Genomic DNA, 12,710 nt, shown 5'->3' on the forward strand with positions numbered 1-12,710 from the left:
GAAGTTGGCGGTGTCGGCCTCAGCGTTCTGCGTATTCCACGAAGGCGCAGAGGTTGCCAATGAGGAGCATGTCCTCGACGCGCTTGGCGCGGCTTGCCAGCAGTTTCTCTGTGCACACCAGGTAGGCCAAGCACTGGGCTCGGCTGATCGCGACGTTGAGGCGGTTGGTGGAGAAGAGGAACTCGGTGCCGCGTGGCATGTCCTCTGCGCTGGAGCTCGTCATCGTGAAGAACACGATCGGCGCTTGGCGTCCCTGGAACTTGTCGACTGTGCCGACCTGCAGCCCTTTCGTGGCGGGGTCGGCGTCGAGCTTGGCTCGTAGCAGGTCCTTCTGGTCGTTGTAAGGGGCGACGACCATGACGTCATCCGCGGTGATCGTGTGCGAGACACGGTGTTTGTCGGTCCAGTGCTGGCCGAGGACGTCGTGGATCTGGGCGACGACGGCATCGGCCTCGATCTCGGATTCGGTGGAGCAGCCGGTGTGTTCGACCTCAATCCATCGCAGCCCCGTGCCGAGGTCAGTGCCCTGTTTGGCACAATCGGCGTGGCTGGTGAGCTTGCCGTCGTAGATGCGGTCGGAGATGAAGGCGCAGACGTCCGGATGCATGCGTCGGGTCTCGCTGATGAACACACCGCGTTCGCTGGGCATGGTGGCGTGGTTGCCGAGGATATGGCCGAGAGCGCTGTCACCGCTCTGGCGAGGGTGGGACGCCTGGGCCACCTGTGGGAGCTGTTGAGGGTCGCCGAGCAGGACCACGCTGAGGGCCGACATCGACGACACGACCGCGTCGATCAACGCCAGCTGACCCGCTTCGTCGATGAGCAAGACGTCGACGGGAGCGCCCAGCAAGTCCTTGCCGGCGAATCCCCACGATGTGGCGGCGACCACGTCGAACTCGGGCTTGGCTAGGTCGCCGTTCTTCTTGGTGGTGGTTACGCCGGGAATGTGCTCGCCCGGATGGTCTTGCTTGCGGATCGCCCTTAGCGGCACGACCGGATCTTGGGCGAACACATCGGCGATCTCCGCGAGGAAGTTACCGATGGCGTGGTGGCTCATGGCGGTGACGCCGACTCGCTTTCCCTTCTTCACAAGAGCCTTTGCGATGTGGGCGCCGCGGTACGTCTTGCCGGTGCCAGGTGGGCCCTGGACACCGAGGACGCTGGCGTCGAGCTGCGTCACCCAGGTGGCCAGGTCTTCGACGTGGTCCGAGAAGGCCCCGCCCACGGGTCCGCCCCCTGGTGAAAAAACGGGGGAATCGGCGTGGAGCAAGGCGAGGGTTGCCGGATTGGGGTCGCCGTTCTCGGCGGAATCCAGCACCTGCTTGGTCAGGTTGACCAGCGCTGACAGCTTGGAGCTGATGTTGAACCACTCGTCGGCCACGAGAGCACCGGGGACGATGCGGCGCTCGTCGGCGGCTGCGTTCCACTGCAGGACCAACTTATGGGCGTCGACGTCGACGGGGTCGATGCCGATGAAGATGACCTTTCCGTCGGGCGCAAGGAAGATCGCCTTGCTCGGAGGCCGGTTGGTGAAGTCGTTCGACAGCTTCTGTGGCGGGAAGGTCAACCGGCGTCCGGGAACCGTGGACGTCTTGCCGGTCGGCGTGAGGCGCCCGACCGGTTCCGGATCGCGAAGGCCGGCGACCACCTCGGGGTGGTCGATGAGCAGGTCGGGCTCGCCGGACAGCGTGCCGACGATCGGGGCGATGTAAGCGCTCCACTCCCTTCCCCAGTAGCCGAGCAGGTCGGCGAGGAGGTGCTCGATCGAGCCTTCGTCGAAGGGCGCGAGGCGCTCAAGCAGCTCGTCGATCTCCGACGGGTCGACCGGGTCGTCGGGGTCCTCCTCGACCAGTACGCGCCAGGCCAGGCCGGCCGGTCGCTGGGCGACGAGCCAGTCCCGCAGCGCCTTGGTGGCCCTGGCGTCGTCTTCGTTGTAGGCGGCGATCGACGTGAGGTGGGCTTCGTCGTGGTCGTGGCCGTACTGGTCGAAGGCGATGACGGCGCCGGCGCCCTTGTCGATCTCGTGGCTTCGCTCGTACCCCGCCAAGTGCTCGAGGTGCTTGAGCCCGTAGGACCGCACGCCGACCTGAACCGCGCTCTTGGCGACGGTCATGAGGTCGACGAACACGCCGTCGTTGACGAGCTCGGCGAAGGCGCCCTCGGCCACGGCGTGTTCGGCGGTCAACGCTTCCAGGGAGGACCGTTCGGTGTGGTTGTAGTGGTACACGTGCATGCTGGGATGACTGGTCCGGCGGTCGGCGATGTACTGAACGAGTGCCTTGACCTGGTCTCGTTCGCCGGCCTCGTCGTGCGCCCACAGCTGGTGGAACGCCCACGTAGTGCCGCCGTCGTCGCTGGCGATGTAGCCGAACAGGAAAAACAGGCCTCGGTCCGCGCGCCAGAACGGATGGCCTTCGAAATCCAGGAAGATGTCTGCTGCGTCCGGTGCCGGGAGCTGCTCGAAGCCGTGGCCCCAGGGCGATTCGTCGACCGGGACGGTCGGCCGGAACGGAGGTGGGGGCGGTGGGTCGTGCGCCTCCGCACCGGCCTTGGCCTGGACCTGCAATTGGGCCTGGACCTGGAGGCGGTCGAGGCGGTCGGCCTTCAGGTCGGCGACCTCGGCCGATCGGATGGCGAGGGCCGTGAGTGTGACAACCCCAGCGGGCTCGAGAACCTCACGGTCGGCCTTGCGGATGCCCGATACGTAGATGAGCGAGTCGGCTTCTTCCCAGATGTCCTTGCAGGTCTGATCGAATTCGCAGAAGTCGCAGTGGTCGCACGGTTCTGGGTAGGTCGAGGCGTCGGCGTCGGGGGCTGGGTCGGCGTCGAGCACCTGGCGCAACTGGTTACGCAGGCGGTCCCAGTAGGGACGGACGGCCTCGTAGCTGATGACCTCGGTGCGGCCGGAGCCGAGCCAGACTTTGAGCGACGTGGGCTTGGAGCCGGTGAGTGCCGTGATGGCGTCGGCGTAGAAGCAGAGCTGCAGGACGTGGCCGGGCTTGGCCGCCTTCCGGGCGAGCTTGGCATCGACCGGTTCCCATGTGGTCGCTCCGGTCACGGGATCGATGGTGCGCTCGAGAAAGTCAGCGATGCCCCGGATGCCGTCATGGACGAACGGCATCTGGAAGAGAACGTCCACGTCGGCGTCGATGGCAGGGCGGACTCGTTCCGTCCAGACAGCGAAGGTCTCATGCGCAGCGAAGTCCCTGGGTTCGACGCGGTGGACGGTCTTGCCCCGCGCCTCGTAGTCGGCGAGGCAGGTGGCCTCGTGCTCTTCGCCCTTCTGCTTCAGGAGCTCGGCGAAGGTGCCGAACACCTGCGCCGGTTCGGCACGCGTCCCGACCTCTACCTCATGCTTGAGCGTCAGGTAGTGGGCGCAGTCCAGCCACGCCGTGATCTTCGACGGCGTCAGCAGTCGCTCCGCCACGTGAACCTCCCCAGGCCCGACCTGAGGACGGTCGGGCACTGATCATGCCACCGGCGTTGCAGCTGTGGCCGACTGGTCGATTTGGTCTCACCACATCCTCGATTGAAGGTGCATGATCTCTGGCGACTGGCGGACTCCGCAGCGCGAGGCTTCCAGGGCAGGCAAGATGGGACGCTCGGCCAGCGCGGAGCCAGGATGGGGAGGGGCGGGGAGTGCGGATCATCGACAACGTCAACGAACTACTTGGCGACGATCTGCGTTCCGAGCTTGGCAGCGGCTCGAAGTTGCGGGTCGCTGCGTCCACCTTCTCGATCTATGCGTTCGAAGCGCTGCGCGACGAGCTTGAGCGAATCGGGGAACTCGAGTTCATCTTCACGTCGCCGTCGTTCGTGCAGGACAAGGCCACCGATCGGTTGCCCAAGGAGCGTCGCGAGTTCTTCATCCCCCACGCCCACGATGGCGAGTCGAGCCTCTACGGCTCGGAGTTCGAGATCCGGCTGCGCAACAAAATGACGCAGCGGGCCATCGCCCGGGAATGCGCTGCCTGGGTGCGAGAGAAAGTGCGGTTCCGTTCAAACACCACTGGTGCACCGATGCAACAGTTCGCCGTCGTGGACGACCGCGCCGCGTACCTGCCCTTACAGGGATTTACCTCAGCCGACCTCGGATACGAACGGGGCGACGCGGTATCGAATGTGGTGACCAAGGTCGACGAGGCACCGATGGCGGCGCAGTATGTGGCGCTGTTCGATCAGATCTGGCACAACGCGACACAGCTCGAAGACGTAACCGAGGCAGTCCACAACCACATCGCCTCGGTGTATGCCGAGAACAGCCCTGCCCGGATCTACTTCCTGATCCTCTACAACCTGTTCGCGGACTTCCTCGAAGACATCAGCGAAGACGTACTGCCCAACGACCTCACCGGCTACCAGGAGACTGCGATCTGGAAGGCGCTCTACAACTTCCAGCGGGACGCTGCCACCGGTGTGATCAACAAGCTCGAGACCTTCAGCGGCTGCATCCTCGCCGACAGCGTCGGCCTCGGGAAGACCTTCACAGCGCTCGCAGTCATCAAATACTACGAGCTGCGCAACAAGTCGGTCTTGGTCCTTGCACCGAAGAAGCTCGCCGAGAACTGGACGAACTACAACGCGAACCTCACCACGAACCTGTTCGCGGCGGACCGCTTCAACTACGACGTGCTGGCCCATACGGACCTCTCGAGGACCCGAGGTGAATCGTTGGGGATCCCGTTGGATCGGGTCAACTGGGGCAACTACGACCTCGTGGTCATCGACGAGTCACACAACTTCCGCAACGCGCTCTTCTCTGAGGAGAAGGAATCCCGATATCAGCGACTGATGCGCCAGGTGATCCAGCAGGGTGTCAAGACCAAGGTCCTGATGCTGTCGGCCACTCCGGTGAACAACCACTTCACTGATCTGCGAAATCAACTGGCCCTTGCCTACGAAGGGGACTCGGAGCAGCTGTCGTCGCGGCTCGGGATCTCGACAAGCATCGAAGAAGTGTTCCGCCAGGCCCAGCGAGTCTTCAACGAGTGGTCGAAGCTGCCCGTCGCCGATCGGACCACCAAGACGATCCTCGATCGGCTCGACTTCGACTTCTTCGAGATCCTCGATGCCGTGACCATCGCCCGCTCGCGCAAGCACATCCAAGCGTTCTACGACACGTCCGAGATCGGCGCGTTCCCCGAACGCCTTCCTCCGATCTCGATCCGGTCGGCGCTCACCGACCTGCCCGAGGTGCCTTCGTTCAACGACTTGTTCGAGCTTCTGTCCTCGCTAACCCTCGCCGTGTATGCGCCGCTCACCTACGTGTTCCCGAGCAGGATCGCCAAATACGAGCAGCAGTACGGCAACGTGACAGCCGGCCTGAACACACGGGGTGGTGCCGTGTCGAACCTGGGGCAGGCCAGTCGTGAGCGCGGCATCCAGAAGCTGATGACGGTGAACCTGCTCAAGCGGCTGGAGAGCTCCGTGGAAGCGTTCCGGCTCACGCTCGGCCGCTTGCAGGAGACCGTCGCCGAATCCGTGCAGGCGGTCGAGGATCATGGCGGCGGCGCCACGTTCACTGATCTGGCCGCCTCCCTGGCCGACTTCGACGCGGACGATGACGACTTCGACATCGGACCAGCAAACACGGTTGGCAACAAGGTGCAGGTCGACCTCGCCGACATCGACATCGAATCGTTCCGGCGAGACCTCAACCACGACGCAGCAGTGATCGCTGAACTCCTGTCTGGCATCGCTCCGGTTACGCCAGAGCACGATCTCAAGCTGCTGGAACTCGCCAAGCGCATCCGAGCCAAGGTCGCCGACCCACTGAACCCAGCCAATCGCAAGGTGCTGCTGTTCTCAGCGTTTACCGATACCGCCAACTACCTCTATCGAGAACTGACCCCACGGCTGGCGGATCTGGGCCTCGAGACAGCGGTGGTGACCGGTGGGGGAAGCCCCCGCACCACTCTGGGCAAGGGCTTCGCGTTCCAGCAAGTGCTCACCCTGTTCTCGCCCCGCTCCAAGTCACGCGACCTCGTGATGGCAGGAGAACAACGCGAGATCGACCTGTTGATTGGCACCGACTGCATCAGTGAGGGGCAGAACCTCCAGGACTGCGACTACCTGGTCAACTACGACATCCATTGGAACCCGGTGCGGATCATCCAACGCTTCGGCCGGATTGATCGCATCGGCTCGACGAACGCACGAATCCAGCTCGTCAACTTCTGGCCTGACCTCTCGCTCGACGAGTACATCAACCTCAAAGAGCGCGTGGAGAACCGGATGGTGATCGCCGACCTGGCCGCCACCGCCGACGACAACGTACTCACCCAGGAATCGAGTGACACCGCCTTCCGGCGTGAGCAGCTGCGCAAGCTGCAGGAAGAGGTCATCGAGCTCGAGGACGTGCGCACCGGTATCTCCATCACGGACCTCGGGCTCAACGACTTCCGGATGGACCTCCTCGGCTACGTGAAGGAGTACGGGGACCTTGCCGCCGCGCCCAAGGGCCTCCACGCCGTCATCCCCGCGCAGCCGGATCGTGGGCTGCGCCCAGGAGTGCTGTTCGCGTTGCGCAACGCGCAAGCCGACGAGCACATCAACCGGGGTAACCGCCTCCACCCTCACTACCTCCTGTACCTCGACGACGATGGCAACGTGATCGCCGACCACACCGAGGTCAAGCACCTGCTGGACCTCATCCGTGTCGGGTGCCGGTCGCAGGACGAGCCGATCGCAGCGGTCTGCGACGCATTCAACGCGGCAACGCACGATGGCGCGGACATGTCCCACTACTCGGGTCTGCTCACCTCGGCGATCCGGTCGATGGTCGAGGTGACCGACGAGCAGGATCTCGACAGCCTCTTCACTCCCGGATCGACCTCGGCGCTGAGTCAAGCCATCAACGGGCTCGATGACTTCGAGCTGATTGCGTTTCTCGCAGTGGTCGAGCCGGACCATGGTGAAGCGGAATGAGCGAGGTGATCCTCTACCGCTGGCCGGCGGCTGCCCGCTTCGGGCGGGTGGTGCCGAAGACAAAGTTCTACGAACGTGGGGGGGTCTCAGCATCCGCGCGTGACCTGTTCGTGACGGAGGTCCAACGAATCACCTGGGCCTACAAGCTGGCCGACGCGACCATTCACCTCCGAGGCAGCGACGAGGTTCCCGAGATCCAGGTGTTCGTCATCGACGCGAAGGGCGACGAGGTCAGTGACACGGTGTTGGCGGCCATTGATCGGTCGGTGCCCTTCCCCATCGTGTTCGAGGTCACTCGGGCTGCGGGTGCGCAGGCCGAGACCCGCATGGTGGCGGCTTACAAGCGTCTCGATGGCAAAACCCCCAGGTTGGCCCCGTACGTCAGCACCCCCTGGGCGCCAAGCGGTTGTGCCCGCCAGCCATTGCCAACCGCACTCGACCTCGCCGGCCTCTACGCCGCATTACTCGGGCCGCTTCTTCCCCTCGATCCCCTGCCCGGCGAGCGCCTGGCCGAGATGACAGTGAGGCTGGAGCAAGCTCGGAAGCTGGAGCGCCAGATCGTCGCGCTCGAGCGCCGAATGGGCTCGGAACCCCAACTGAATCGCAAGATCGAACTTCGGCGGCAGGTCCGTGCCCTCTCCGTCGAGCTCGCCGAACTCACTGCACCCGCACCACTCACTGCACCCGAACCACTCACTGCACCCGCACCACTCACTGCCGAGCCCGCGCTCGGAAAGGGAACTCCGTGGACAAGCTGAAGATGCACTCGCCCGACCTGACAGCCGAGAACGTGACGCGGCTCAAGGAGCTCTTCCCGGCCGTCGTCACCGAGGGGCGGGACGAGGAGGGGAACCCCATCGAGGCAATCGACTTCGACCTGCTTCGCCAGGAACTCTCAGACCACGTGGTGGAGGGACCGCAGGAGCGCTATCGACTGGACTGGCCGGGTAAGCGGGCTGCCCTTTTCGCTGCCAACGCGCCGATTGCAAAGACCTTGCGTCCGGTCCGCGCGGAATCGGTGGATTTCGACACCACGAAGAACCTCTTCATCGAGGGCGACAACCTGGATGCTCTGAAGATCCTCCAGGAACCGTACCTTGGCAAGGTCAAATTCATTTATATCGATCCGCCCTACAATACTGGGAATGATTTCATCTATGACGATGATTTCGCGGAATCCACGGAAGAGTACCTGGAGCGTTCGGGTCAGGCCAACGAGGAGGGCTCAAGGCTCGTTGCGAATGCCGAATCGAATGGCAGGTTCCATTCCGACTGGCTGAGCATGATGTATCCGCGGCTGCGGTTGGCCCGCAACCTTCTGAGTCCGGATGGCGTCATCATGATGTCGATCGATGACAACGAAGGTCCGCGCGCTCGTCAGCTGTGCGACTCTATCTTTGGTGCAGCGAACTTCATCGCCACGTTCGTGTGGGAGAAGAGGACGAATCGGGAGAACCGCAAGGTGGTATCGTATCGGCATGATTACGTCCTCTGTTACGGGCGCAATGCCGACAATCCGCTCTCGATTCAACAGTTGCCAATGTCTGAGAAAGCGCTCGCGGCGTACACGAATCCCGACAATGATCCGCGTGGCGCCTGGAAGTCGGACCCGGCACACGCGCAGGCGGGGCACGGTACCGCAGGGCAGTTCTACGACCTCGTTGCCCCGAACGGGCGGCTCCACGCACTGCCGAGCGGCCGCTGTTGGGCGTACACAAAGGCAGTAATGGATGCGGCCATCGAGGATGGTCGCATTTGGTTCGGACGCGATGGCAATGGGGTCCCAAGAATCAAGACCTATCTGAACGCCAAAGATCGAGGCCTCACGCCAGAGACCATGATCTTCGCAGCGGAGGCGGGGACGAACGAGTCAGCCAAGAACGAGCTGAAGGCGCTGTTCGACGGCGTGGCCGTGTTCGACACGCCGAAGCCGGTTGGTCTACTGCAAGTCCTGCTGCAGATCGGAGCCCGCCCGGATTCCCTGGTTCTGGACTTCTTCGCCGGGTCCGGTTCCCTGGGCGAGGCGGTACTTCGGATGAACGAAGAGGATCACGGAAGTCGTAGATACGTGTTGGTCCAGATCGACGATCCGGTGCCGGTTACATCCGAGGCTGGGAAGCTGGGGATCCAGAACATTGCTGAGCTTGCCAGGCAGCGAATGATTAGGGTGGGGCAGACCCTCGCTGCCGAGGGCGGCGAGGATCAAAGTCGCGACCTGGGTTTCCGGGCGCTGCGAGTCGATTCCACGAACCTTGTCGAGTTGACATCGATGCCGGACGATCTCATCCAGCATGAGTTGGGATTGCTCGAGGCGAGCGTAAAGGCCGATAGGAAGTCTGAGGATTTGTTGTTCCAGGTGCTCGTTGATTGGGCCCTAGATCTCGCCATGTCCATTGAGATCGATCGGATAGGCCGACACGATCTGTTTGTTGTTGAGAGTGGCGCTCTCATCGGATGTTTCGATCCCTCAGTAGACCGCGAGGTGCTCCAAGCGATCGCTGCTCGAACCCCGCTCCGAGCCGTGTTTCGCGATTCCGGGTTCACCTCAGATGCCGATCGGATCAATGCCCAGCAGATCTTCGCTGAGGTGTCACCGAACACCGACGTCAAGGTCATCTAGCTCCCATGAAGCTTCGATTCAAGGTGCAAGGGTTTCAGACGGAGGCTACGGATGCCGTGGTGGACTGCTTCGCAGGACAACCCCGGACGGACGGAGTCTCATACCTGATCGACCCTGGAACGCGAGTGTCGGCGCCCCAACCAACACTCGACCTTGACGGCCGGCTGGACTCAGGCCTGCGAAACGCTGAGATCGCACTGAAGGGTCAGCAGCTCCGTGAGAACGTCAACGCGGTCCAGCGAATTGGCGAGCTCCCGCTCTCAAAGCAGCTCGTGGACAGCAAGGCAGCCCCCGGGGCGCCCAACCTGGACATCGAGATGGAGACGGGGACTGGGAAGACCTACGTGTACATCAAGACGATGATGGAACTGCACCAGCGCTATGGCTGGAGCAAGTTCATCGTGGTCGTGCCGAGCGTGGCGATCCGCGAAGGCGTGCAGAAGACCTTCGAGGTAACAGCTGATCACTTCCAGGAGCTCTACGGCACCAAGCCCAGGTCATTCATCTACAACTCGTCTCAGCTGCACGAGCTGGAGCGCTTCAGCTCCGACGGGGGCGTCCAAGTGATGATCATCAACATCCAGGCCTTCAATGCCACCGGCAAGGACAACCGTCGCATCTACGACGAGCTCGATGACTTCCAGTCGCGACGGCCCATCGACGTCATCAGTGCGAATCGGCCCATCGTCATCATCGACGAGCCACAGAAGATCGGCGCGCCGAAGTCCCTCGAAGCACTGTCTCGCTTCAACGCGTTGATGGTGCTGCGGTACTCGGCTACCCACCGGATGGAACACACCAAGGTCCATCGCCTCGATGCCATCGACGCCTACAAGGAGAGGTTGGTGAAGCGGATTGCGGTGCGAGGTATCACCGTGAAGGGCCTGGCCGGGACCTCCGCCTACCTCTACCTGGACCGAATCGAGGTGGCCAAGGGTGCCAAGCCCCGGGCGCGGGTCGAGATCGAGGTCCAGACCAAGACCGGCATCAAGCGGCAAACCAAGCGTCTCGAACAAGGAAGCAACCTGCACATCCTCTCCGGGGGCATCGAGGCATACAAGGACTTGTTCGTCACCGACATCGACGCCACGCAGGACGTGCTGGAGCTGAGCAACGGCGATGAGGTCATCGCCGGGCAGCTGGCCGACCGCGACGTGACTGAGGAGTCGAAGCGGCGGATCCAGATCCGCGAGGTGATCCAGGCTCACCTCGACAAGGAGCGAGAGCTCTTCAGCCAGGGGATCAAGGTCCTGTCCCTGTTCTTCATCGATGAGGTCGCCAAGTATCGCGACTACGACCAGGAAGACACCATGGGCGACTACGCCCGCGTGTTCGAAGTGGAGTACGCCGACGCGGTCGCCGACATCCTGGGCGAGCTCGCCCTGGACCCGACGACTGCTGCCTACCAGATGTACCTACGGCGAGATTCCGTCAGCACCGTCCATGAGGGCTACTTCGCTATCGACCGGAAGACCAAGCAGCTCGTCGACCCCGAGATCAAGAAGAGTGGCGATGAGAAGGGCCAGTCGACCGATGCTGGCGCCTACGACCTCATCCTCAAGGACAAGGAACGCCTGCTCTCCCTCGAGGAGCCCGTGCGATTCATCTTCTCTCACTCTGCGCTTCGAGAGGGGTGGGACAACCCCAACGTGTTCGTGATGGGGATGCTGAAGAAGAGCGACAACACGATCTCGCGCCGTCAGGAGATCGGCCGAGGCCTGCGCCTCTCGGTGGATCAGCAGGGCGAACGCCAAGACAACCCAGCGACCGTCCACGACATCAACGTGCTCACCGTGGTGACCGACGAGTCGTACACCGACTTCGTCGGGGGCCTCCAGAGGGAGATCGTCGAGTCGCTCTCGGCCCGTCCCCGCAAGGCGACCCCCGAGTTCTTCGTCGGCAAGGAGCTCGTCGATGTCCATTCGGGGGAGCGGGTGGCCATCACCCTCGACCAGGCCAAGCAGCTGCAGCACTGGCTCACCGTCAACGGCTTCATCGACTACGACCAGCACCTCACCGAGGCCTGGCTGCAGCGGGGAGACGCTGAACTCCCGCGGCTGCCCGCTGACCTCGACGCGTTTCATTACCAGGTCGCTGAACTCGTGGACTCGCTTGATCTGGGGATCCCTCTGCCCATCGATGGCCGCAAGCCCAAGCGTGTTCCACTCAACGAGAAGAACTTCGCACGTCAGGAGTTCCAGGACCTGTGGAACCGCATCAACCACAAGGCCGTGTACCAGGTGGAGTTCGATTCAGCCGAGCTCATCGACAAGTGCATCACCACGCTCGACGCCAAGCTCCGCGTCGCGCCCCTGCAGTACGTGGTCGAGAAGGGCACCCAGGTCGCCGACCTCGAAGCGGATGACCTTGCAGCCGGCTCGGGCTTCAAGGTCGACACGACCACCACCCACACCGAGACCAAGACGGCGTCCTCCCATGTCCGCTACGACCTCCTCGGAGAGATTGCCGAGAAGACCCAGCTGACACGGCGGACGGTGAGTCTGATCCTCCAAGGCATCCAGCCCGGGACGTTCAGCAAGTACCGGCAAAACCCCGAACAGTTCATCACCGAGTGCGCCCGTCTCGTGAACGAGCAGAAGGCCACGGTGATCGTCGAGCACCTCACCTACGACCCGCTCAACGACCGCCATGACAGCGCCATTTTCACGGAGAATCAGACCACGCAGGACTTCGCCAACGCCGGCCACAAGCTCCAGAAACACATCTACGACTACGTGGTGACCGACTCGAAGGTCGAGCGCCAGTTCGTCGCTGCGCTCGACACCGGCACCGAGGTCGTCGTCTACGCCAAGCTGCCGCGTGGCTTCTTCATCCCGACGCCGGTAGGCGACTACAACCCGGATTGGGCGATCGCGTTCAAAGAGGGACTGGTCCAGCACGTCTACTTCGTTGCAGAAACGAAGGGCTCGCTTTCGACCCTCCAGCTCAAGGGAATCGAGGACGCCAAGATCGAGTGCGCCCGCAAGTTCTTTGCGGCTCTGTCCGATGGGCATCCAAGGCCGGTCGTCTACGACGTGGTCACCGATTACACCGAACTGATGCAACTCGTCGGAGCCCCCTCCGCCTCGAGCTGACAGGGGCGACCCTGAACGCACAGAGCAAGGTGGGCGGGGGCGATGTCTCGGGAGATCACCTTCCTCCC

5 protein-coding genes are annotated in these 12,710 nt (G+C 63.0%); 4 read left to right on the plus strand and 1 reads right to left on the minus strand.

Going from position 1 to position 12,710, the window contains the following annotated elements:
• Positions 1 to 19: 19 nt before the first annotated feature.
• Positions 20 to 3,427: a TM0106 family RecB-like putative nuclease gene (locus ACPPVX_RS13545; protein WP_426571088.1), complete on the minus strand. Its 3,408-nt coding sequence runs from the start codon at positions 3,425 to 3,427 to the stop codon at positions 20 to 22.
• A 212-nt stretch (positions 3,428 to 3,639) separates the two neighbouring features.
• On the opposite strand from ACPPVX_RS13545, the gene ACPPVX_RS13550 reads away from it, so the two are divergent.
• Genes ACPPVX_RS13550 through ACPPVX_RS13565 form a run of 4 tightly spaced genes read left to right on the plus strand, consistent with a single transcriptional unit; the run spans position 3,640 to position 12,642 of the window.
• Positions 3,640 to 6,927 (plus strand): helicase-related protein, encoded by a 3,288-nt coding sequence (locus ACPPVX_RS13550; RefSeq protein WP_426571089.1) that lies wholly within the window; start codon positions 3,640 to 3,642, stop codon positions 6,925 to 6,927.
• Positions 6,924 to 7,685: a DUF4391 domain-containing protein gene (locus ACPPVX_RS13555; RefSeq protein WP_426571090.1), complete on the plus strand. Its 762-nt coding sequence runs from the start codon at positions 6,924 to 6,926 to the stop codon at positions 7,683 to 7,685. The genes ACPPVX_RS13550 and ACPPVX_RS13555 overlap by 4 nt, the downstream gene beginning before the upstream one ends.
• Positions 7,673 to 9,547, plus strand: coding sequence for a site-specific DNA-methyltransferase (locus tag ACPPVX_RS13560; protein WP_426571091.1), 1,875 nt, complete (start codon positions 7,673 to 7,675; stop codon positions 9,545 to 9,547). Before ACPPVX_RS13555 ends, ACPPVX_RS13560 begins: the two co-directional genes overlap by 13 nt.
• A gap of 5 nt (positions 9,548 to 9,552) precedes the next feature.
• Positions 9,553 to 12,642, plus strand: a complete 3,090-nt coding sequence (locus ACPPVX_RS13565) for a type III restriction-modification system endonuclease (protein ID WP_426571092.1) — start codon at positions 9,553 to 9,555, stop codon at positions 12,640 to 12,642.
• The last annotated feature ends 68 nt before the right edge of the window (positions 12,643 to 12,710 follow it).

Source organism: Aquihabitans sp. McL0605, from assembly GCF_049993875.1.
Taxonomy (GTDB): domain Bacteria; phylum Actinomycetota; class Acidimicrobiia; order Acidimicrobiales; family Iamiaceae; genus Aquihabitans.